Genomic DNA, 21,174 nt, shown 5'->3' on the forward strand with positions numbered 1-21,174 from the left:
TACAATATCCGCGAGCATCCTGACTTGCTGCGGACATCGGCCGATTATTCACACTCGAGGTTCACATGGAACAATTTCACGGCACCACCATCCTGACTGTCAGACGCGGCAATCTTGTCGCGCTCGGAGGGGATGGCCAGGTCACGTTGGGCAATATCGTCATGAAGGGCACTGCCCGCAAAGTACGCAAGCTGTATCACAACAAGGTTCTGGCGGGATTTGCTGGCGGAACGGCAGATGCCTTCACCCTGATTGAGCGTTTTGAATCCAAACTGGAAAAACACCAGGGTCATCTGATGCGCGCTTCGGTCGAACTGGCCAAAGACTGGCGCACTGACCGTATGCTACGTCGTCTGGAAGCGATGTTGCTGGTCGCCGATAAAGACTCTACGCTGGTCATTACTGGCAATGGCGATGTGCTGGAGCCCAATCAGGGTATCGGCGCGATTGGTTCTGGCGGTACATTTGCCCAATCAGCCGCGATTGCGCTGTATGAAAATACCGATTTATCACCCGTCGACATTGTAAAAAAATCACTGACTATTGCTGGCGAATTGTGCATTTACACCAACTTGTCGCACACGATAGAAACTCTGGAATAAGACATCGACCCTCGCAGGCATCACAGGTCGCAGCACGCCAATCCAAGCCCGTTCTGTATCTGCAATGCCCTCAGATCAACCGATGTCTGCCGCAATGATAGGAAAAAACATGAATATGACCCCTCAAGAGATTGTCTCCGAACTCGATAAACATGTCGTCGGACAAGCGAAAGCAAAACGTGCCGTTGCCATCGCCTTGCGCAACCGCTGGCGCCGTCAACAGGTAGAAGAACCGCTACGCCATGAAATCACGCCTAAAAACATTCTGATGATAGGCCCGACTGGCGTAGGTAAAACTGAAATTGCTCGTCGTCTGGCAAAGCTGGCAGACGCGCCGTTCATTAAAATCGAAGCGACTAAATTCACTGAAGTCGGCTATGTGGGTCGCGATGTCGATACCATTATCCGTGATCTGGTCGACATTGGTATCAAGCAAACGCGTGAAGCGGCTACCCGCAAAGTCCGTCTGCGTGCAGAAGACGCCGCCGAAGATCGCGTCCTCGATATTTTGTTACCTCCGGCCCGTGATTTTGGTATCCATCCTGAAGGTACGGAACAGGCAACGCCAGACAACACCACACGTCAGACTTTCCGCAAACGTCTGCGCGAAGGCGCATTGGACGACAAGGAAATCGAGCTGGAAGTGGCAGAACCGACAGCGCATATGGAGATCATGGCTCCACCGGGCATGGAAGAAATGACCGAGCAGATCAAAACGATGTTTTCTGGCATGGGCAGTGGCCGCAAGAAATCGCGCAAGCTCAAAATTAAGGATGCATTGAAATTATTGACGGAAGAAGAAGCAGGCAAGCTGGTCAATGAAGAAGAATTGAAACAGGAAGCCATTAAAAACGTCGAGCAAAACGGTATCGTTTTCCTTGATGAAATCGATAAAATTGCTTCGCGTTCTGAAACTGGTGGTGCCGAAGTGTCACGCGCGGGTGTGCAGCGCGATCTGCTGCCACTGGTGGAAGGTACCACCGTCAACACCAAATACGGCATGATCAAGACGGATCATATTCTGTTCATTGCCTCCGGCGCTTTTCATTTGGCAAAACCGTCTGATCTGATTCCGGAACTGCAGGGTCGTTTCCCGATTCGTGTAGAACTTGAGTCCTTGTCGATTGCTGATTTTGAACGTATTCTGACCAGTACGGATGCCTGCCTGACACGTCAGTACCAGGCTTTGCTGGCGACCGAAGATGTGGCGATTGATTTCACGCCTGAGGGTGTGGAAAGGCTGGCGGGAATCGCTTATTCTGTCAACGAAACTACGGAAAATATCGGTGCCCGGCGTTTGTATACGGTCATGGAAAAGCTGCTGGAAGAAATTTCTTTTGATGCACATCAAAATACCGGAAAAACGATCAGCATCGATGCAGCCTACGTCGATCAACGCTTGCAAGCCTTGTCTGTCGACGAGGATTTATCACGCTATGTACTGTAACTGACTCTGAAAAGCGAAGCTCAATATGGCAAATAAAGCACTGGCAACCAGACAACGTTTGCAATTCCGTATTGAGCCTTCGCAATCAAGGCCACGCAACCCAGTGGCGCTGGCGGCCAAACAGCGCGCCGCCGGTTCGCACCGGGCAAGCACCTCTGCGGTGAGACAACAACTGAAAATCAGCCTGAAAAAAACGCAGGGGAATGACGATAACGAGCCATGATGTTATACATCAGGGAGATTGACACGCATCTCGCGTGATCTTCCTCTGATGATCGGATAGGGAGATGTTGCCATGGCAGGATGTCGTCGTCGCAAATTGCAACATAAACGCCAGCGATATCTGCGCCGGCGTGACCTGATTACCCGGATGCTGGTGGATCTTGGTCTGCATTATCTGGGCGTACTCGGTACCGCGCAGGCGCGTGAATTCATGCATCAGCAAAAAATTCCGGAACATGTGATAGTCAGGGTGCTGAAACTATCCGCCTGAGACATCACCCGCCAGCTTGTTGCCCGCCTTCATGATACGTCACGATCTTTCAGCAGATTCCGCTACATCCGCCGAAAAATCAGGCTCAGTGGATTTCCTGTTTGGCGTCGCGCGCTAACAAACGTGTGATCATTTCTTGCGCGGAAATACCATCAAACAGCACACTCGCCACAGCATCGGCAATAGGCATATCAACACCCTGCTGTTGCGCCAGAGTTCGCACTGCCTTGGCACAACGCACGCCTTCGGCAACATGACCCAACTCCTGAATAATCGTCTCCAGGCTTTTACCCTGCGCCAGCGCCAGCCCTACTTTGCGATTACGCGACAAATCACCAGTACAGGTCAGGATCAGATCACCCAATCCTGTTAATCCCATCAAGGTTTCTGCCTTGCCACCTAATGCGGAACCCAGACGGCTGATTTCTGCCAAACCACGTGTCATCAGCGCCGCACGGGCATTCAGGCCCAGACCCAGACCATCAGCGACACCAGTTGCAATCGCCAGAATATTTTTGACAGCGCCACCGACTTCGACCCCCACCAGATCATCGCTGGAATACACTCGTACCGCATTACCATGCAGTGCCTGCACGACTTGCTGACACAATGCCGTCGATGTCGATGCAATCGTCAGCGCGCAAGGAAGACCTTTAGCCACCTCCTGCGCAAATGACGGGCCGGACAATGCGCCTATGGTGGCAGAAGTGCCGAGCACTTCACGCGCAACCTGATGCGGCAATAACTGGCTGCCTTCTTCAAAGCCTTTGCACAACCAGATCACACGGCCAGGCTGATACGGCACACAGGCCTGTAAGGTTGGCCGTAAGCCCGACACCGATGTCGCGATCACCAGCAAACTGTCCGGTGCTGCGATATGCGCCATCGCCGTTGCAAAATCCGGTGTCAGTTGAAGATGCTCCGGGAAAGAAAATCCCGGCAGGTACGTCGTGTTCTCACGCCGAGCTTGCATGTGAGCAATGGCGTCGGCATTACGTCCCCACATCAATACCTCGTTTTTTGCCGCCAACGCCATCGCCACCGCAGTTCCCCAGGCACCGGCACCTAATACGCTAATGTTCATTCTTGTACCTGCTTACGATTGTTATGTTGCCATGCTGAAAATGATACGATATTCAGTATAAATATACTCCCACCAGTATCTTAAAACCCGCCTTATTTTATGCTGACGTACGCTTGATTTGCATAAAACATAGGGGGAGTATATGCATACAAAAAGAGGACAGCATGCTGTCCTCTTTTTTTTACCGATAGATTCATTGATAGATTCATCGATACATTCATCTCAACACGATGGTGATCACGACAACATCATAATCCCCAGACTTCGGCCGCTTTAACATAGCCGATCTGACCATCACGATGTCTGACCTTGACCCAGCCTGCAGTTGCCGGCTCAGCCATTTCCAGCAAAACATTTTTATCAGCACTGAACACCAAGGCTGCTGTCTCCTCGGCTGTTGCACGGATTTTGGCATTTGCCACGCGTACAATCAGATTACGACGGGTAACCAGGTCTTTCGACTCTACCCAGCTCATTTCACCCGACATATCACGCACTTTGCTCCAGGCACCGGAAGTAAAGACCACTTCCAATGGCATGCCACGCGGTGCCACTGACAACTTGCCACCTTTGGCAGACGGCGCATCGTACATCACCACGGGACTAGCTCCCACAGAACGAAAATCCAGTGCCTGCGCCCATCCTGCGCTGAACAACGTCAGTAAGGCAACAACGGGGATAGTCTGAAAATGCCGCATGAATTTCCTTTTCGCATCCAACCCGGCCTTCACCGGGTCACATGGACAGAATTACTGAATAGTTGCTGGTGCATCAACATTCGTCTGATCTGCAGCGATTTGCAAACGCTGCGCATAGAATGCTTCAAAATTAATTTCAGACAGATGAATCGGTGGGAAACCGGCACGAGTGATCGCATCTGCGACGTTAGAACGCAGGTATGGATAAACGATATTCGGGCAGCCAATACCGAGCAGTGGATCAAGCTGGTCTTCAGGAATATTGCGTGCTTCGAAAATACCGGCTTGTTTGCCTTCTACCAGGAAAGCCACTTTTTCGCCGATTTTTGCAGTCACAGTGACAGTCACGGTTGATTCGTAAATGCCATCTGCCAGCTTCTCAGAACCGACATCAACAGCAACTTCAATGCCTGGCGCTTCTTGTTCCAGGAAAATCGCTGGAGAGTTTGGCTGTTCAAGCGACAAATCTTTCAGATAAACGCGTTGAATTTGGAATACGGGCTGCAGATTTTCGTCAGACATGTGATGCTTTCTAAAATTCTAAAAGATTAATAATGAACAGCGAAGCAAAGAGATATGGCCGTTGCCGGTCTTTTCAAGGTCGCGGCGCGTTATTGTAGCAACTAGACTGCAAAAACAGTAATCAACACCGCATTCCCGCACAAAATCTTGCAAAAGTCTGCTTTTAGTCAACCGGATTCAGTAAAGGTTCCAGTTTTCCGGCACGGTCAAGGGCAGACAGATCGTCAAAGCCGCCGACATGGGTTTCACCGATATAAATTTGCGGCACGGTGCGTCGTCCGGTTTTCGACATCATCGCTTCGCGTACAGCAGGATCGAGATCCACGCGGATTTTTTCGATTTCCTCAACGCCTTTCGATTTCAGCAAACGCTCTGCCATCGTGCAATAAGGGCAAACGGCAGTACTGTACATCACTACATGAGCTTTCATTATTTTCTCCTGCTTATTTCACGGTCGGCAGACCTTGGGATTTCCATGCATCGGTACCGCCTTCGAGACTGAATACCTGCGTGAAGCCCGCCTTATTCAATACAGATGTCGCGCTGGCGGAACGAACACCACGGGCACACACGGTAATGACGACTGCATTTTTTGATTTTTCAATCTCAGCAATACGCTCATTCAGAGCATCAAGAGGAATGTTTTTCGCATTCGGCAAATGCCCGCTGGCAAACTCTTCCGCATTGCGCACATCCAGAATCAGTGTTTTTCCCTGATTGATATACTGTGTGGCTTGCAATTGCGATACCTTGGCCCCACGTTTTTGCAACATCGGAAACAACAGAGCACCACCGGAAATAAGGGCGATACCAATCAGAAAAATATTATCAAGAACGAATTTCACAGGTTTCCAGTAGTAAAAATGGTTATCAGAAGCACGTCATTATAAAATAGATGCTGTAATAGCATACTAACCTCGACATAAACTCATCATCATGTACAAAATCGTATTAATGCGCCACGGCGAATCCACCTGGAATCTTGATAACCGCTTCACCGGCTGGACCGATGTTGACCTGACCGCTAAGGGCGTAGCGGAAGCAACTCAAGCGGGTAAACTGCTGAAAGAAGCGGGCTTCACATTCGACCTGGCTTACACCTCCGTGCTCAAACGCGCCATTCGCACACTCTGGGGCACGCTGGATGAAATGGACCTGATGTGGTTGCCTGTCATTCATGACTGGCGTCTGAATGAACGTCACTATGGCGCATTGCAAGGTCTGAACAAAGCAGAAACTGCCGCAAAATATGGCGACGATCAGGTATTGGTATGGCGTCGCAGCTACGATACGCCACCCAATCCACTGGCGGAAGATGATGACCGCACGTCGTTCAATGATCCGCGTTATGCCGGTCTGGATCGCCAACAGATTCCGCTGACAGAATGTCTGAAAGACACGGTTGCCCGCGTTGTGCCAGCATGGGATGATGCCATCGCACCAGCCATCCGCTCCGGCAAACGCATCCTGATCTCAGCACATGGCAACAGCCTGCGCGCGCTGATTAAAATGCTCGATGGCATCAGCGATGAAGATATCGTCAACCTGAATATCCCGAATGGACAACCGCTCGTCTATGAACTGGATGCCGATCTGAAACCGATCAAACATTACTATCTGGGTGACCAGGCCGCCATTGATGCTGCGTTAAAAGCAGTCGCAAGTCAGGGCAAGGCAAAATAAGTTTTGATGCAACAACGCCCATCGTTATTCTGGCCAGCCCTGTTATGCCTGAGTTTATCCGGCATAACAGGCACGTCGCTGGCTGCCAGCAACAGCCGTGCTCTGCAAAAAAACAAGGCTGAGTCGGAACGCGCTGAATTACAGCAAAAATTAAAATCACTGAAAAGTGATATCAATAAGACAGAGTCGGCGAAAGATCAGGCCAGCGATGCACTGGCACAATCCGAACAGGCCATCTCAGAAGCAAACCGCTCGCTGCGTGATCTGCAAAACGAACAAACCGGAACCGAACAAAAACTGCAACAACTGATAGAAGAGCAGCAGCGACTGACGGCTAAAGTTGAAAAGCAAAAAAAACAACTCTCCGATTTTCTGCGTCGGCAATACATGCGCGGCGACAGTGACCGCATCAAATTGCTGCTCTCGGGTGACAACCCAAACCGGATCAATCGTGAGCTGCAGTACATGAGCTATGTGTCACAGACACAGGCAAAAATGATTGAGGAGCTGCGTACCAGTCTGAAAGACGTGGAACGAAATACGCTCGATGCTCAGGAAGCGAAAATCGAGCTGGACGAAATCGCCGAAGAAGAAAAAGACCACAAGGCAGCACTCGAAAAAGAAAAGAAAAAACGCTCTGTGCTGTTGACACAACTGGCAGACAAACTACATTCACAAAAAAAACAGGCCGATAGTCTGCAAAAAGATGAACAAAGGCTGAGTAATCTTGTCACACGTCTGAACCAGTTAATTGAGGAGCAGATCAAAGCGGATCAGGCCAAAGCGGCGCTGGAAGAAAAACAGCGTCAGGAAAGAATTGCGGCCGCCCAAAAGGAAAAAGCAAGACTGGCCAGCCTCGGCAAGAAACCACCGAAAACCACGAATCCCAACGCCATTGATGCTGACGAAGCACCGAAACAAGCCAAAGTCGAGACACCACCGGCAGGTGAATTCGACAAGCTGAAAGGACAACTGCGTCTGCCTGTCAAAGGTGAGTTGATTGCCCGCTTCGGCACCCGGCGTGGCGATGGCCCAAGCTGGAAAGGCTTGTTCATCCGGGCCAGTGAAGGTGCAGAGATTAAGGCGGTTGCGCCTGGCAAAATCATTTTTGCCGATTGGTACAAAGGCTACGGCAATATGATCATCGTCGGACATGGTGATCAGTACATGAGTATTTATGGCAATAATCAGGCAGTATTGAAACATGTCGGTGATACCGTCAAAGCGGGCGATGTGATTGCCAGCGCGGGAAACAGCGGCGGCAATGAAGAATCAGGTTTATACTTTGAAATCCGTCATCAGGGACGGGCATTTGATCCTCTGAACTGGATCGTCATTAAATAAGCACATAGGCTTTAGGTGAAACATGGGCAGTAAATTTAAGAATTTCGGTTTAATCAGCCTTGGCATGATTGCCGGTGTAGCAGCGTCCATGCAGTTTTCTGCGCAAGCACAAAAAAACGCTGGTACACCTCTGCCAGTAGAAGAACTGCGCCAGCTGGCCGATGTATTCGGCCTCATTAAATCCGACTATGTTGAACCAGTCGAAGATAACAAGCTGCTGACGGAAGCCATTTCTGGCATGGTCGCATCGCTTGATCCGCATTCCGCCTATCTGGATAAAAAAGCATTTAAAGAGCTGAAGGAAGGTACTCAGGGAAAATTCGTCGGCCTCGGCATCGAAGTCGGCATGGAAGATGGTTACGTCAAAATCATCTCTCCGATTGAAGATTCCCCAGCTTACCGCGCTGGCCTCAAGCCGGGTGATCTGATTACCCGTCTGGACTCTGTTCCCGTCAAAGGCCTGACGCTCGACGAGGCCGTCAAAAAAATGCGTGGTGAGCCCAACACTAAAATCACGCTGACGATCGCCCGTAAAAATGAAGACAAACCCATCATCGTCACGATTACCCGCGAGCTGATCAAACAGCAAAGCGTCAAGGCGAAAATGGTCGAGCCTGGTTACGCATGGTTGCGTATTTCCCAATTCCAGGAGCCAACCGTCGAAGACATGGTCAAAAAAATTCAGACTCTGTACGCACAAGACCCTGCCATCAAAGGTCTGGTACTGGATTTGCGGAATGATCCGGGCGGTGTTTTACCAGGTGCAGTCGGCGTGTCTGCGGCGTTTTTACCAAAAGACGTTCCTGTGGTGTCGACCAACGGCCAACTGGCAGATTCCAAAGCAACGTTTTATGCAAAACGCGAATTTTATTCAGGCCGCACCATGAGTGACCCATTGGCGAAGCTGCCAGATGCAGTCAAGAATGTACCGATGGTCGTATTGATCAATACCGGCTCTGCGTCTGCATCAGAAATCGTGGCGGGTGCCCTGCAAGACTATAAACGGGCGACGATACTTGGCACACAGAGTTTCGGCAAAGGATCGGTACAGACAATACGTCAAATCTCTGCAGATACAGCAGTCAAGCTGACGACTGCACGCTACTACACGCCAAATGGCCGGTCGATTCAGGCCAAAGGCATCGTGCCGGATCTGAATGTGGAAGAAACTGCGGAAGGTGACGGCTTCAATAGCTTGCGTACACGTGAAGCGGATCTGCAAAAGCATCTGAGCAATGACAAAGAAAAAGAGCAAAGCAGACCAAAAGTGGACGAGCTGGAAGAAGAACAACGTCTGATTGCGCTGGCGAAAAAGAGCAAACCGCTGGAGTACGGCAGCACAGAAGATTACCAGTTAGCGCAAGCGCTGAATCACCTGAAAGGCTTGCCTGTCAAAGTTACCAAGGCAGATGTCAAAGAAAACAAAGACAGCAAAGATGCAAAAGAATCTGATAAATCTGACAAAACAGAGAAAGACAGTAAGTCAGATAAGAAAAAATAATCCCCTCTGATTCAAGGCCGCCGACAGCGGCCTTTTTTACGACATATGAACGACCAACAACTCCTGCGCTACTCACGTCACATCCTGCTGGATCAGATCGGCATTGAAGGGCAAGAAAAAATCACCCGCGCACATGCATTAATCATTGGTGCCGGCGGACTTGGCTCACCGGCTGCTTTTTATCTTGCCAGTGCAGGCGTGGGCACCATCACATTGGTGGATAACGACACCGTGGATATGACCAATTTACAGCGGCAAATTCTGCACACCACCAACAGCGTAGGATTACCAAAAGTACTATCAGGTCAGCAGACGCTGGGGCACATCAATCCGGAAGTGCATGTGATCGCCTTGCAGGAACGGGCGGAACATCAGCGGCTGGAAGAACTGGTCAGTCAGGCCAGTATTGTGCTCGATTGCTGCGATAATTTTACGACCCGCCATGCAGTGAATGCTGCTTGCGTGAAATATGGCGTACCGCTTGTTTCTGGTGCGGCCATTTCTTTTGATGGTCAGATCAGCGTCTTTGACAGTCGCCATGCGGACTCTCCGTGCTATGCCTGCCTGTTTCCGCCGGAGCAGCAATTTGAGGAAGTATTGTGCTCAACGATGGGCGTCTTTGCACCGTTGGTCGGCATTATCGGCACCACGCAGGCAGCCGAGGCACTGAAAGTCATCATGGACATCGGCACCAGTCTTCGCGGTCGCCTGCTATTACTGGATGCCATGCATATGGAATGGACATCCATACGTATGAATAAAAATCCGACCTGTTCCGTTTGTGGCCAGAAGCATGGCCTTACGGCGCAACATACCAGCACAGAGGTCATGTGAATCAGCTCAGTCAAAAACAAGTCGCGGCTTATGCTGCAAATCAGTCTGATCAGTCCGATCAGCTTCCAGACATTTCTATTTCAGAATTCCAGGGTGTACGCTCATTGCATTTATCGTCGGAGGCGATTCAAGGCTCCATGCGTCTGGCGATGCCAGACCAGATTGAACTCGAATATGTGCAGCAAATGATGATGTGGTTGCTATTCCAGGAACAACCACGGCATGTGGTACAGCTGGGTCTGGGTGCTGCGGCATTGACGAAATTCTGCTACCGGAATTTCCCTCAGTCCAAAGTGACTGCCGTGGAACTGAATCCGCACGTGATTAAGGCCTGTTATCAACACTTTAAACTGCCACCGGATGATGCCCGTTTGCAGGTACTGGAAATGAATGCGCTGACATTTGTCAATGATCCGTCACGCCACGGCACCATTGACATCATGCAAGTCGATTTATATGATGCCGCCGCTGAAGCACCGGCACTCAGCAGTCCTGAGTTTTATCAAGCCTGTGCAGATTGTCTGAGCAGTGACGGTATGCTGACCGTCAATCTGTTCGGTAATCCGGAAAATTATGAAGCGAATTGCAACGCCAATCTGGAAGCACTGGAAACCGCATTTGATTCGGTCGTCTGGCTCCCACTGGTACATGATGCCAATACCGTGGTGATCGCGTTCAAAGCAGCGCCTGTCGTCGATTTTGAGGTGCTCTACACGCGTGCCAATGAAATACGGCTGAAGATGAAATTACCGGCAGCTAAATGGGTTAACGGACTGAAAGAATGGATGTACGATGCACAGTAATGTCAGTCTGTTGTCATTCCGGTATATGACAACAGACGCATAATTTATTTCCATCCAGATCACGGAAATAAGCACCGTAGTAATCGGCATGGTATTGCGGTCGCAGACCAGGAGCACCTTCGCAAGTTGCCCCCAACTGTATCGCCTTTGCATACACTTGTCTGACCATCGCACGGTCAGACGCCAGCAATGCAATCATCTGCCCATTTCCGGCCGAAGCTGGAGCTCCATTAAATGGTCTGCCGATCAAAAATAGAGGTCGAGGCTGATCGACCGCAACCCATCCTGCCCACGAATTGATTTCATCTGAAAATTTGAGTTGTAATGCCAGTTCAGGCATTACCCCCGAATAAAAGTGAAAAGCGCGGTGAAAATCCGTCACGCCAACAAATACATGAGATAGCATCACATCCCCTGATGAAGCTTATGCTTTTAATGAGCTTTTTTCGCCAGCCCCAGATAGGTATCAATCACGCGCTGATCAGTTGCCAGATCAGCGGCGTCGCCCTCAAGTGCGATTTCACCCATTTCGAGTACATAGGCATAATCAGCCACTTGTAAGGCAGCACGGGCATTTTGCTCCACCAGTAAGATTGCCACACCTGTTTGTTTCAGGCGCTGAATAATATGGAAAATTTCCTTCACAATCAGCGGTGCCAGACCGAGACTAGGCTCATCCAGCATCAGCAATTGTGGTTTGGCCATCAGTGCGCGCCCCACTGCCAGCATTTGCCTTTCACCACCAGACATGGTGCCTGCCGCCTGATGACGACGCTCTTTCAGACGTGGAAATAAGTCATACACCACCGATAATTGATCATCGTAATTTTTTTCCCCGGCCTGATAACGGCGATAACTGCCGAGCAATAAATTATCTTCCACTTTCATCGTCGAAAACAATTCACGCTTTTCAGGAACCAGACACATACCTTGTGCCACACGTTTTTCGATGGCGACGCCGGACAGCTCCTTGTCCGCTAGTATCACCTGCCCCTGAGAGCTTCCATTGATCGGCAAAGCGCCTGCAATCGCATTGAGCATCGTCGATTTGCCTGCACCGTTGGGGCCGATCACCGTCACAATCTGCCCGGCACCAACGGTAATGTTGGCACCTTGCAGCGCTTCGACCTTCCCATAAAACACTTGCAACTGCCTGGTTTGCAGTAATGTCGTTGATGTTGGTGTCGTCATCAGTCTATCCCACCCAAATACGCTTCCAGCACTGCCGGATGTTGTTGAACTTCTTGCGGTAAACCTTCGGCAATCTTCGTGCCAAATTCCATGACCACGAGCTGATCAGTCAGGTTCATCACAAAATCCATATCGTGTTCTACCAGCAGCACGCTCATGCCTTCTGCCCGCAGCTTGCGCAAGAGATCAGCAAGTTCCTGCTTTTCCTTGTAACGCAAACCCGCCGCTGGCTCGTCCAGCAACAACAGGCTTGGATCACAGCACAAAGCGCGGGCGATTTCCAGAATACGCTGCTGTCCCAGCGCCAGACTACCGGCTTCTTCATGCAGCAGATGACCAAGGCCTACGCGCTCTAATTGGTATTTGGCTTCGGCCAGCAGGGAATGTTCTATGCTGCTGTCACGACGCAGAATGCTCGACAACACCTCACCGACATCACCGCCTTTGGCTCGCAGATGTGCGCCAATCGCCACATTTTCGAGTACCGTCATACTGGCCAGTAAACGTACATGCTGAAAAGTCCGGCCAATGCCCAGTCTGACAATCTCCCGCGAAGGCAGGTTATTAATCGGCTGCAACTGACCATCCCGATAAAACCGGATCGCTCCTGCGGTCAGTGGCAACACACCCGTCACGAGATTGAACATCGTGGATTTACCCGCGCCGTTCGGACCGATCAAACCAACAATCTGACCAGAACTGACCTTGAATTGCATATCATTAACAGCAACCAACCCACCAAACTGCTTACGTGCTTTATCGACTTCCAGAATCACGGTATTGGCGGGTGGTTTTTGCCGTGTCGGCAACGCTGCTGCGCCAGCCGGTACTTGTATGCCTGCATTGTGTGGCAACCAGCGACCAAACAAAGCGTTCATCAGACGTGAGAAATAAGGCCAGACACCATCACGTGCATTCTGGAGCAACAACACCAGCAATACACCAAAGACAATTACCTCAAAGTTACCATCGGATCCCAACAAGGCAGGCAAGATAGACTGCAATTTATCTTTCAACAGCGTCAGTAATGCCGACCCCAGCAAGGCGCCCCATACATGCCCGGCGCCACCCACAACAGCCATAAACAGATATTCGATACCGGCGTTCAGGCCAAATGGCGTCGGGTTCACTGCGCGCTGCAAGTGCGCGTACAACCAACCGGAGACACTCGCCAACATGGCAGCAATCACAAAAATAATGACCTTCATCCGGGCGGTATTCACCCCCATTGCTTCGGCCATCACCCCGCCACCTTTCAGAGCACGGATTGCTCTGCCCGGACGCGATTGCAACAGATTCTGCACCGCGACGACAGACAATAACAAAATCACCCAGATCAGCACATACATGCTGCGACCGGTATCGAGTTTGTAACCCAGAATCGCAATGGAGGGGATGCCATTCAGGCCATCGTATTTTCCGAGGAATTCCAGATTGCCGAACAGGAAGAACAACGATAAGCCCCAGGCGATGGTTCCCAGCGGCAGATAATGCCCGGACAAACGCATCGTGATCATGCCGATGGTGAATGCCGCAGTCATCGTCAGCAACAGACCCACAAGCAAGCCAAGCCACGGTGAATAGCCAAACGCCGTGGTCAGATATGCCGACGAGTAAGCACCGAGTCCCACAAATGCAGCCTGACCAAACGAGGTCAGACCACCGACACCGGTCAGCAACACCAATCCCAATGCAACAATCGCATACATACCAATGTAATTAGCCAGCGTGATCCAGAATTCTGGCACGGGCAACACCGGTACGAGTAATACAGCAGCAACCGGGAACAACATCCAAAGATTAAAACCTGACTTCATTATTCTTCATCCTCGTCGTTATGTGTGCTGCTCAGCGAACGCCATAACAACACAGGAATAATCAGGGTGAATACAATCACCTCTTTATAGGCACTGGCCCAGAACGAGGAATAGGATTCCAGTAAACCCACGAGCAGAGCACCCGCTGCTGCCACCGGATAGCTAACCAGACCACCGACAATCGCACCAACAAACCCCTTCAGACCGATCAGAAAACCACCGTCGTAATACACGGTCGTCATTGGCGCAATCAGAACACCGCACAACGCCCCCAAAGCTGCCGCCAATGTGAACGCCAGACGACCCGCTTGCGTCGTACCGATACCCACCAGCTGTGCACCCAGACGATTCACCGCCGTTGCCCGCAACGCTTTGCCTGACAGACTACGTTCAAAATAGAAATACAATGTTGCGATCAGAATCGCAGAAACACCAACGACCACCAGACTCTGGCCAGAAATCGTCAATGCACCCAATTGAAAACTGGCATCAGAAAATGCCGTCGTACGCGATCCCTCAGCACCAAACATCACCAGCCCCATCCCTGTGAGCGCAAAATGCACACCCACGGAGACAATCAGCAATACCAGAGTACTTGCCTCTGCCAACGGTTGATATGCAAGGCGGTACAGCATTGGCCCCATCGGTATCACGATCGCCAGTGCCATCAACACCTGTACAAACAAAGGCATTTGCTGCGTGCCAAGATTACGCACCAACAGCCATAAAACCAGAGGAGCAATAAAAAGCCTGATCGTCGCTAATGCCAAATCTTTGTTGCGCGTCGCGCTGACTTGTTTAGCGCGCAGTTGCGCGGTCACTTCCTTGATCAGACTCAGAATACCGAACACCAGCAACAAACTGGCTGAATGCGGAAACTTACCTGTTTGCAAGGCGGCCAGCGTCAGTGCGCCGAAGGCAACGAATTCGCCTTGAGGAATAAAAATAATCCGCGTGACAGAAAATACCAGCACCAGTGCCAGCGCCAGTAACGCATAGATGGCTCCACTGGTGATGCCATCTTGTGCGAGGATAGCTGCAATTGATAAATCCATGAAAACCCAACTTTCTTGCGAAGAACAATCCAGACTACTTACCGATACGTGTTGTCTGCCAGCCAAATAGAAATGGCAGACACAGCCAGCGTCTCAGGCAGAGAGCATCTCTGCCGGACGATCACTATTGCATCGATACATGAAAGATATGGAAATGGAGGAAGGGAATAGACCTTCCTCCTTGTTAAATCTGGCCTCAGTTAGCCTGTGCGCCCAGTTTCCATTTGCCGCCGACGATCTGCACCATGACGCGTGAACGCTGATCCATACCCAGATGGTCAGTCGTGCTCATGTTGACGATACCGTGAGAAACAGCAAGATTATTGATGTTTTCTAAAGAAGTACGTAAGGCTGCACGGAATTCTTTTGTACCTGGCTGTGCTTTTTTGATTGCAGTGGTAATCGCTGCTTCGAGCAACAGACCAGCATCCCAGGCATGACCACCGAATGTGGATACGGTGCCAGCGCCATAGGCTTTTTCATATGCGGCCACATATTTCAATGCCGTCTTTTTGACTGGATTGTCTGCCGCCAGTTGATCTGCCACCAGCAACGGGCCAGCTGGTAACCAGGTACCTTCGCAGTCTTTTCCGCACACGCGCAGGAAGTCGTTATTGGCGACACCATGTGTCTGATAAATTTTGCCTTTGTAGCCACGCTCTTTGAGTGTTTTTTGTGGCAACGCAGCAGGTGTGCCTGCGCCAGCGATCAAAACAGCATCCGGATTCGTTGCCATGACTTTCAGGATCTGACCAGTCACTGATGTATCGCTACGGGCAAAACGTTCATTGGCGACGATTTTAATCTTACGCAGTTCGGCCAGTTTAGAAAATTCCTTGTACCAGCCTTCGCCATACGCATCTGCAAAACCAATAAATGCCACGGTTTTGATACCGGTGTCGCCCATATGGCCTGTGATCGCGGTAGACATATGCGAATCATTTTGTGGTGTTTTAAATACCCAGAAACGCTTGGAATCTATCGGCGCAATGATCGCAGCAGATGCCGCCATCGAAATCATCGGTATTTCATTTTCTGCCGCTACGTCCACCATTGCCAGCGAGTTAGGTGTAATCGTGGAGCCAATCAGAATGTCGATTTTGTCTTCGGCAATCATCTTGCGGGCATTTTTGACAGCGGTCGTTGTGTCAGAAGCATCATCCAGAATGATGTATTCAACCTTCTTGCCAGCAATTTCCTTGGGCATCAGCGCAAAAGTATTTTTTTCCGGAATACCCAGCGAAGCAGCCGGACCTGTCGCGGAGACGTTGACGCCTACCTTGATCTGTGCGGACGCATTCGTCGCCAGTACCAGAGAAAGCATTGCGGGGATGATAGCCAATCCAAATCGAATCTTCATATTTAAGTCTCCTGAGTCATCTTATTTAAAGAAATTTTTATTTCTCGACCGCTTGGTCGGTTAATTTTTTTCAGTGTAACCTGTAGTTTGCGGCGGCACAACATGGGCAAGTCATTTTGATGGCAGTTTTCGCCATCATCGCAACAATTTCACACATTATCAGCCTGATCAATATTGCTTCTTTTAGCGCAACAAAGCACGATTTTTCTGATTGCCTGGGTTGGTTTTTGTTGCAAAACCTGACTTTTTAACTATCCTGTTTTCAGCTTCAGATGAAATTTCTTTATTTGTGGCTGAATGTCACAGCGCCGCACAACAGCCTCCGGGAAATAAAGTAAATCGGCAACTCCTCCTTCCGCAAACTCTGCTTTTTTATCCCTCTCTCATCTTTGTTGTTAATTTTTTTGTTTTTATGTAAGGAACCTGAAATTCCAACGACAGATGCATAAGTTCAATCGGAAAACACCAGAATCTGTTTCAAAACACCGCGGCAAGCTGACCCGAACGAACCCAGACTATTTTTCACTTTCTTATTTTTGGAGAACAAATATGAAACAAGCTATTCACACTGGCGCAATGATCGCCGCAGCAGCGGCTGCCATGGCACTGTCTGGTGCTTCTTTCGCAGCAACCACAACTATCAGTGCAGCAGATACTGTCCACTGCGCAGGCGTCAATAGCTGCAAAGGCACCAGCGACTGTAAAACTGCTGAAAATGCCTGCAAAGGCCAGAATTCCTGCAAAGGCCATGGCTTCGTTGCATCCAAAGCGGGCGAATGTCTGGCAAAAGGCGGCAAGATCATTGATCTGAAATAAATTCTTTCAACGTCGTCGACGTCGATCTGCTCCAATCTTTGCTGATGTCACGTTGCGCCTGCGGTCAACGTGACATTATTTCCTGGCCTCTATTTCTGATTTCATGACCACGACTGCACTTGCTTCTCCAGGCTTTGGACTGGGCTTACGCACTGATCACTATCACGCTGTTCTGGAGCAAGCTCCGGCGGTGGACTGGTTTGAAATTCTGTCTGAAAACTATATGGTGCCAGGCGGAAAACCGTTGGCGATGCTTGATGCCATCCGTGCCGATTATCCTATGGTGATGCACGGTGTTTCTATGTCGATTGGTTCTGCAGAGGGTCCCTCTGATGCGTACCTCAGTGAACTCAAAACACTGATACGACGCGTACAACCTTTATGGGTGTCCGATCATTTATGCTGGACCGGCGTACACGGCACCAATATGCATGATCTGTTTCCGCTTCCTTACACAGAAGAAGCCGTCAAGGTCATGGTCAACAACATTCGCCGGGTTCAGGATGTACTGGAACGACCACTGGTACTGGAAAATGTCTCCAGCTATCTGTCTTTCAGTAGTGATCAGATGACCGAGTGGGAATTTGTGACCGCAGTTGCCGAAGAGTCCGACAGCCTGATTTTGCTGGATGTGAATAACGTCTATGTCAGCAGCGTCAATCATGGCTTTGATCCCTTTGCCTATCTGGCAGGTATTCCTGTAGAACGCGTGCAGCAAATTCATCTGGCAGGACACCACCATCACGGCACGCATATTATCGATACCCACGATCATCCGGTGGCCGATCCGGTCTGGGAACTGTATGCCCATGCTTTACGGCGCTTTGGCCCGGTCGCCAGCATGATAGAACGTGACGACAATATTCCACCATTAGCTGAACTGGTGGCGGAACTGAATATCGCACGACGGATTGCCGCTGGCATTTTTCCAGCAACAGCGGGGTACGTGGAATGAACTTACCACCAAAGCGAGTAGATTCATTAGATCAGTTGCAACAGCACTTTCAGGAATTTATTCTGGGTCAGCAAGATGCTGACAGCGTCTTGCCTTTCATCGCTGAAACAAAGAAAACAACGAAGACAGCAGACATATCTGGCCAGACACGGCTGGATATTTACTATCAGGCCTATCGTTTGCGTCTGCGTGATGCCTTATCCGAAGCATTCGACAAAACACATCGTTATCTGGGTGATGATCTGTTTTTTGCAGCCTGCACAGCGTATATTGCGGCGCATTCTTCCCGGCATCGCAACCTGCGCTGGTATGGCAGCGACTTTCCTGATTTCCTGCGCAGCTATTGTGCGGACATTCCACTGGTTGCTGAATTAGCGACGTTTGAGTGGACATTAAGTCTGGCATTCGATGCAGCTGATCAACCCGTATTGACACTGGCTGACTTGGGCAACTTACAGGCGGAAGACTGGGAAACAGCAGGTTTTGTCTGCCAGCAATCGAATCATTTCCTGCGTATGGACTGGAATTGCGTCGCCATCTGGCTGGCGCTGACTGCAGACGAATATCCACCAGAACCTTTGCAAAACACCGCACCCGTCATCTGGCACATCTGGCGGAAACAGCAGCAACCACAATTCCGCTCCCTGAACCCCGATGAAGCTCAGGCTTTACAAGCGATCGTTGCTGGGTACTCTTTTGCAGCAACCTGCGTCGCCGTCAGCGAACAGTTCCCGGAATCTGCTGCTCACCTGGGCGCCTGGTTGCAAACCTGGATTACACAGGAAATGCTGAGCCAGATTCAGCATATATCGGATCAATCAGGTGGCAACATCATCGGGTAGGATTGATGCGTGAGGCTTATTTCTGAGACTTATTTGTGAAGCTTATTTATGAAGCTTGCTGATGAGACTGATTCACGAAGCCTGGTCTTGCAACGTCACCGTGAAAGCTCCACGCAAAGAATTGCACAGCAAAATCTGGTCGGCCTGCAACACATCACGACGTGTCAGATGTTGCTCACGCAAACCCAATGCTGCGTCGTCCATCAAAACGGAACGCATTACGCCAGGCAAAACGCCATCACTTAAAGGTGGTGTCAGCCACTGTTTGCCAAATCGCAGCAAGACATTACTACGTCCGCCCTCAGTCAAATGACCGGTCTCATTGAAAAACAGCATATCAAACGCGCCTTGCTGTTCTGCGGCTTGCCAGGCACGATCATATTGACTGCGTACGCTGGTCTTGTGGCGCAGTAACAAAGTATCGCTTTGTGTCGTTTCAGATGACAGCAGCACCCGCATCTGAGTAGCCGCTAATGGCAGCAGCACGCCGCTACTGAGACTAGTTTTTCCTTCCACATCAAGTGACAGACGCAAGCGGTATGCGGTCTGTGGCGGTAAATCATGGCAGAACTGTTGCAAAGTCTGGCGTATCTGCTGCTCATCAACAACAAAGCCAAAGTATCTGGCGGATGTCTGCAGACGCAACAAATGCCTATCCAGATAGCGGCACCCTACTTCGCGTGTGGCATGCATGGTTTCAAATAAGTCAAACTGGGCAGGTAAACCCGTCAGGAATTTTGCTTTCAACCGGCATTCGGCAAATTCTTCACTGGCGACACTGTCATACACAATTCCGGCGCCTACACCCATCACACCTCGCCGTATCTGGCTGCCATCCCGTGTTGATGGCGCTTCCAGTTGTAATGTGCGGATGGGAACCGACAGACAAAAATCACCGATGGCTGCTCGCACTGATGGGGCTACTGGGATGGCCGGGATTGATTCTGCGGCATTTTCTGTCACAACTTCTGCATCGACATGATCAGCTGGCGGATCAAACCAGCCTATCGCTCCGGTGTATAAGCCGCGTGGCTCTGGTTCCAGTTCCTGAATGATTTCCATGGTTCTGCGTTTGGGTGCGCCGGTGATCGAGCCACAGGGAAACAAGGCATGCAAAATGTCCGGCAGTGCCAGTTGTGGCTGCAACTGCGCATCAATCGTGGATGTCATCTGCAATACACTGGAGTAACGGGTCACCTCAAACAATTGCGAAACCTTGACCGAGCCTGTTGTCGCGATTTTCCCGAGGTCATTACGGAGCAAATCAACGATCATCAGATTTTCAGCACGATTTTTGGTATCGGCAGATAAGGCCGTTGCTCTTGACTGATCCTGCACCGCATCACCAGTCGCGGCTGCCGTACCTTTCATCGGTCTGGCCTGTAAATGTCCCCGATAATGGCGTACAAAGAGTTCTGGCGACATCGATAATACGGCTTCGCCATGTGGCAAACAAATCAGTGCACCATAAGGCACTGGCTGGCGCTGACGCAAACGCTGGTAAAGCGCAGCAGGGGATCCGTAGGCATCGAAATGCAGCCGGTATGTGTAATTCACCTGATAGGTGTCACCCGCGGTAATGTAATCGCGGATGGTATGGATAGCGGCAGAAAATGCGGGCTCATCAATATTGGAGCGAAGCTGCGCCACGCCAGCGACATCGGTAACGTTAGTTTGTTGCGCCAGAAACCGGGTGACATCTTCGCGCTGCAGATGCTGGCAATCGCGGAAGATCAGAATCTGAGAAGGCTGTGTTGCTGCCGAGGCAGATAAATCTGGGTCAGTTGGTATGCCCTGAAGATGTACCCCAATGTCATACGATAACAACGCCACAGCGTATTGGTTTTTTTGCAATGCCGTCTGAGTCTCAGACCAGAACTGCTGCCATGTACTGGCATCGTCGCACTGGAGCACTTGTTGCAAGCCGGAATACAGACGCGATGCGGCGCCATCCGCCTGAGCATCATCCAGCAAGGCAAACCCGCCGCTGACATCGGGGAAAAAAGACGAAGAGACATTCATGTGGGAAAAAGCGGACACGGCAACCTGCAAAATCATGTAACAGGCGGCAGTGTACCCCCAGATGCCAATCGCTGCACGTCTGCTGAGAAACCAGCAATTGGACTT

General features: G+C 50.4%; 23 protein-coding genes. 12 read left to right on the top strand and 11 right to left on the bottom strand.

From position 1 onward, the window contains the following. Positions 1–65: 65 nt before the first annotated feature. The 4 genes from hslV (at position 66) to ACO0LB_RS13925 (ending at position 2,542) form a co-directional block, all read left to right on the top strand. Entirely contained in the window at positions 66–602 is a 537-nt protein-coding gene (gene hslV, locus ACO0LB_RS13910; protein ID WP_423050014.1) for an ATP-dependent protease subunit HslV, read from the top strand. A 109-nt stretch (positions 603–711) separates the two neighbouring features. Next, entirely contained in the window at positions 712–2,049 is a 1,338-nt protein-coding gene (hslU, locus tag ACO0LB_RS13915; RefSeq protein ID WP_423050016.1) for an ATP-dependent protease ATPase subunit HslU, read from the top strand. A 25-nt stretch (positions 2,050–2,074) separates the two neighbouring features. After that, the gene (locus tag ACO0LB_RS13920) at positions 2,075–2,272 is read left to right on the top strand and encodes a hypothetical protein (RefSeq protein WP_423050018.1); all 198 of its coding nucleotides are present in this window, start codon (positions 2,075–2,077) and stop codon (positions 2,270–2,272) included. Positions 2,273–2,344: 72 nt separating this feature from the next. Next, the gene (locus ACO0LB_RS13925) at positions 2,345–2,542 is read left to right on the top strand and encodes a hypothetical protein (RefSeq protein ID WP_423050020.1); all 198 of its coding nucleotides are present in this window, start codon (positions 2,345–2,347) and stop codon (positions 2,540–2,542) included. An 85-nt stretch (positions 2,543–2,627) separates the two neighbouring features. Here the strand turns inward: ACO0LB_RS13925 and ACO0LB_RS13930 are convergent, their stop codons facing one another. The 5 genes from ACO0LB_RS13930 to ACO0LB_RS13950 all read right to left on the bottom strand — a co-directional run bounded on the left by ACO0LB_RS13930 (position 2,628) and on the right by ACO0LB_RS13950 (position 5,691). Beyond that, positions 2,628–3,626: an NAD(P)H-dependent glycerol-3-phosphate dehydrogenase gene (locus ACO0LB_RS13930; RefSeq protein WP_423050022.1), complete on the bottom strand. Its 999-nt coding sequence runs from the start codon at positions 3,624–3,626 to the stop codon at positions 2,628–2,630. A 248-nt stretch (positions 3,627–3,874) separates the two neighbouring features. After that, positions 3,875–4,324 (bottom strand): SH3 domain-containing protein, encoded by a 450-nt coding sequence (locus tag ACO0LB_RS13935; protein WP_423050024.1) that lies wholly within the window; start codon positions 4,322–4,324, stop codon positions 3,875–3,877. A gap of 51 nt (positions 4,325–4,375) precedes the next feature. Continuing rightward, complete coding sequence (secB, locus tag ACO0LB_RS13940) at positions 4,376–4,846, bottom strand: protein-export chaperone SecB (RefSeq protein ID WP_423050026.1); 471 nt, start codon at positions 4,844–4,846, stop codon at positions 4,376–4,378. 163 nt (positions 4,847–5,009) lie between these two features. Then, entirely contained in the window at positions 5,010–5,276 is a 267-nt protein-coding gene (gene grxC / locus ACO0LB_RS13945) for a glutaredoxin 3 (protein ID WP_423050028.1), read from the bottom strand. A gap of 13 nt (positions 5,277–5,289) precedes the next feature. Further along, positions 5,290–5,691: a rhodanese-like domain-containing protein gene (locus tag ACO0LB_RS13950; RefSeq protein ID WP_423050030.1), complete on the bottom strand. Its 402-nt coding sequence runs from the start codon at positions 5,689–5,691 to the stop codon at positions 5,290–5,292. Positions 5,692–5,782: 91 nt separating this feature from the next. Between ACO0LB_RS13950 and gpmA the strand changes: the two genes are divergently transcribed. The 5 genes from gpmA to ACO0LB_RS13975 are packed head-to-tail and all read left to right on the top strand — an operon-like array spanning position 5,783 to position 11,011. Further along, the gene (gpmA, locus tag ACO0LB_RS13955; protein ID WP_423050032.1) at positions 5,783–6,529 is read left to right on the top strand and encodes a 2,3-diphosphoglycerate-dependent phosphoglycerate mutase; all 747 of its coding nucleotides are present in this window, start codon (positions 5,783–5,785) and stop codon (positions 6,527–6,529) included. A gap of 6 nt (positions 6,530–6,535) precedes the next feature. Next, complete coding sequence (locus ACO0LB_RS13960) at positions 6,536–7,873, top strand: murein hydrolase activator EnvC family protein (protein WP_423050034.1); 1,338 nt, start codon at positions 6,536–6,538, stop codon at positions 7,871–7,873. Between the two features lie 22 nt (positions 7,874–7,895). Next, the gene (locus tag ACO0LB_RS13965; RefSeq protein WP_423050036.1) at positions 7,896–9,374 is read left to right on the top strand and encodes a S41 family peptidase; all 1,479 of its coding nucleotides are present in this window, start codon (positions 7,896–7,898) and stop codon (positions 9,372–9,374) included. A 45-nt stretch (positions 9,375–9,419) separates the two neighbouring features. Beyond that, positions 9,420–10,208: a HesA/MoeB/ThiF family protein gene (locus tag ACO0LB_RS13970; protein WP_423050038.1), complete on the top strand. Its 789-nt coding sequence runs from the start codon at positions 9,420–9,422 to the stop codon at positions 10,206–10,208. Next, positions 10,205–11,011 (top strand): spermidine synthase, encoded by an 807-nt coding sequence (locus ACO0LB_RS13975; RefSeq protein WP_423050040.1) that lies wholly within the window; start codon positions 10,205–10,207, stop codon positions 11,009–11,011. Before ACO0LB_RS13970 ends, ACO0LB_RS13975 begins: the two co-directional genes overlap by 4 nt. A 13-nt stretch (positions 11,012–11,024) precedes the next feature. Here ACO0LB_RS13975 and ACO0LB_RS13980 read toward each other — a convergent pair whose 3' ends face one another. The 5 genes from ACO0LB_RS13980 to ACO0LB_RS14000 form a co-directional block, all read right to left on the bottom strand. Next, entirely contained in the window at positions 11,025–11,417 is a 393-nt protein-coding gene (locus ACO0LB_RS13980; protein ID WP_423050042.1) for a VOC family protein, read from the bottom strand. Positions 11,418–11,443: 26 nt separating this feature from the next. After that, on the bottom strand, positions 11,444–12,202 hold the full coding sequence (locus ACO0LB_RS13985; RefSeq protein WP_423050044.1) for an ABC transporter ATP-binding protein: 759 nt from the start codon (positions 12,200–12,202) through the stop codon (positions 11,444–11,446). After that, positions 12,202–14,019, bottom strand: a complete 1,818-nt coding sequence (locus ACO0LB_RS13990; RefSeq protein ID WP_423050046.1) for an ABC transporter permease subunit — start codon at positions 14,017–14,019, stop codon at positions 12,202–12,204. Before ACO0LB_RS13990 ends, ACO0LB_RS13985 begins: the two co-directional genes overlap by 1 nt. After that, positions 14,019–15,074, bottom strand: a complete 1,056-nt coding sequence (locus ACO0LB_RS13995; RefSeq protein ID WP_423050048.1) for a branched-chain amino acid ABC transporter permease — start codon at positions 15,072–15,074, stop codon at positions 14,019–14,021. The genes ACO0LB_RS13990 and ACO0LB_RS13995 overlap by 1 nt, the downstream gene beginning before the upstream one ends. Positions 15,075–15,270: 196 nt before the next feature. Beyond that, positions 15,271–16,434, bottom strand: a complete 1,164-nt coding sequence (locus tag ACO0LB_RS14000; RefSeq protein ID WP_423050050.1) for an ABC transporter substrate-binding protein — start codon at positions 16,432–16,434, stop codon at positions 15,271–15,273. Between the two features lie 549 nt (positions 16,435–16,983). Between ACO0LB_RS14000 and ACO0LB_RS14005 the strand changes: the two genes are divergently transcribed. From ACO0LB_RS14005 to ACO0LB_RS14015, 3 genes are all read left to right on the top strand, one after another. Then, the gene (locus tag ACO0LB_RS14005; protein WP_423050052.1) at positions 16,984–17,250 is read left to right on the top strand and encodes a hypothetical protein; all 267 of its coding nucleotides are present in this window, start codon (positions 16,984–16,986) and stop codon (positions 17,248–17,250) included. Positions 17,251–17,353: 103 nt separating this feature from the next. Further along, on the top strand, positions 17,354–18,205 hold the full coding sequence (locus ACO0LB_RS14010) for a DUF692 domain-containing protein (RefSeq protein WP_423050054.1): 852 nt from the start codon (positions 17,354–17,356) through the stop codon (positions 18,203–18,205). Further along, complete coding sequence (locus ACO0LB_RS14015; protein WP_423050056.1) at positions 18,202–19,047, top strand: putative DNA-binding domain-containing protein; 846 nt, start codon at positions 18,202–18,204, stop codon at positions 19,045–19,047. Before ACO0LB_RS14010 ends, ACO0LB_RS14015 begins: the two co-directional genes overlap by 4 nt. A 72-nt stretch (positions 19,048–19,119) precedes the next feature. Here the strand turns inward: ACO0LB_RS14015 and ACO0LB_RS14020 are convergent, their stop codons facing one another. Beyond that, positions 19,120–21,087: a chorismate-binding protein gene (locus ACO0LB_RS14020; protein WP_423050058.1), complete on the bottom strand. Its 1,968-nt coding sequence runs from the start codon at positions 21,085–21,087 to the stop codon at positions 19,120–19,122. Positions 21,088–21,174 lie beyond the last annotated feature (87 nt).

This window comes from Undibacterium sp. SXout7W (genome assembly GCF_049339385.1).
Taxonomy (GTDB): domain Bacteria; phylum Pseudomonadota; class Gammaproteobacteria; order Burkholderiales; family Burkholderiaceae_D; genus Undibacterium.

What these genes read in the sequence shown, in the direction of transcription:
- hslV (WP_423050014.1), top strand. Translation starts at nt 66, where the DNA reads ATGGAACAATTTCACGGCACCACCATCCTGACTGTCAGACGCGGCAAT.
- hslU (WP_423050016.1), top strand. Translation starts at nt 712, where the DNA reads ATGAATATGACCCCTCAAGAGATTGTCTCCGAACTCGATAAACATGTC.
- ACO0LB_RS13920 (WP_423050018.1), top strand. Translation starts at nt 2,075, where the DNA reads ATGGCAAATAAAGCACTGGCAACCAGACAACGTTTGCAATTCCGTATT.
- ACO0LB_RS13925 (WP_423050020.1), top strand. Translation starts at nt 2,345, where the DNA reads ATGGCAGGATGTCGTCGTCGCAAATTGCAACATAAACGCCAGCGATAT.
- ACO0LB_RS13930 (WP_423050022.1), bottom strand. Translation starts at nt 3,626, where the DNA reads ATGAACATTAGCGTATTAGGTGCCGGTGCCTGGGGAACTGCGGTGGCG.
- ACO0LB_RS13935 (WP_423050024.1), bottom strand. Translation starts at nt 4,324, where the DNA reads ATGCGGCATTTTCAGACTATCCCCGTTGTTGCCTTACTGACGTTGTTC.
- secB (WP_423050026.1), bottom strand. Translation starts at nt 4,846, where the DNA reads ATGTCTGACGAAAATCTGCAGCCCGTATTCCAAATTCAACGCGTTTAT.
- grxC (WP_423050028.1), bottom strand. Translation starts at nt 5,276, where the DNA reads ATGAAAGCTCATGTAGTGATGTACAGTACTGCCGTTTGCCCTTATTGC.
- gpmA (WP_423050032.1), top strand. Translation starts at nt 5,783, where the DNA reads ATGTACAAAATCGTATTAATGCGCCACGGCGAATCCACCTGGAATCTT.
- ACO0LB_RS13960 (WP_423050034.1), top strand. Translation starts at nt 6,536, where the DNA reads ATGCAACAACGCCCATCGTTATTCTGGCCAGCCCTGTTATGCCTGAGT.
- ACO0LB_RS13965 (WP_423050036.1), top strand. Translation starts at nt 7,896, where the DNA reads ATGGGCAGTAAATTTAAGAATTTCGGTTTAATCAGCCTTGGCATGATT.
- ACO0LB_RS13970 (WP_423050038.1), top strand. Translation starts at nt 9,420, where the DNA reads ATGAACGACCAACAACTCCTGCGCTACTCACGTCACATCCTGCTGGAT.
- ACO0LB_RS13980 (WP_423050042.1), bottom strand. Translation starts at nt 11,417, where the DNA reads ATGCTATCTCATGTATTTGTTGGCGTGACGGATTTTCACCGCGCTTTT.
- ACO0LB_RS13985 (WP_423050044.1), bottom strand. Translation starts at nt 12,202, where the DNA reads ATGACGACACCAACATCAACGACATTACTGCAAACCAGGCAGTTGCAA.
- ACO0LB_RS13990 (WP_423050046.1), bottom strand. Translation starts at nt 14,019, where the DNA reads ATGAAGTCAGGTTTTAATCTTTGGATGTTGTTCCCGGTTGCTGCTGTA.
- ACO0LB_RS13995 (WP_423050048.1), bottom strand. Translation starts at nt 15,074, where the DNA reads ATGGATTTATCAATTGCAGCTATCCTCGCACAAGATGGCATCACCAGT.
- ACO0LB_RS14000 (WP_423050050.1), bottom strand. Translation starts at nt 16,434, where the DNA reads ATGAAGATTCGATTTGGATTGGCTATCATCCCCGCAATGCTTTCTCTG.
- ACO0LB_RS14005 (WP_423050052.1), top strand. Translation starts at nt 16,984, where the DNA reads ATGAAACAAGCTATTCACACTGGCGCAATGATCGCCGCAGCAGCGGCT.
- ACO0LB_RS14010 (WP_423050054.1), top strand. Translation starts at nt 17,354, where the DNA reads ATGACCACGACTGCACTTGCTTCTCCAGGCTTTGGACTGGGCTTACGC.
- ACO0LB_RS14015 (WP_423050056.1), top strand. Translation starts at nt 18,202, where the DNA reads ATGAACTTACCACCAAAGCGAGTAGATTCATTAGATCAGTTGCAACAG.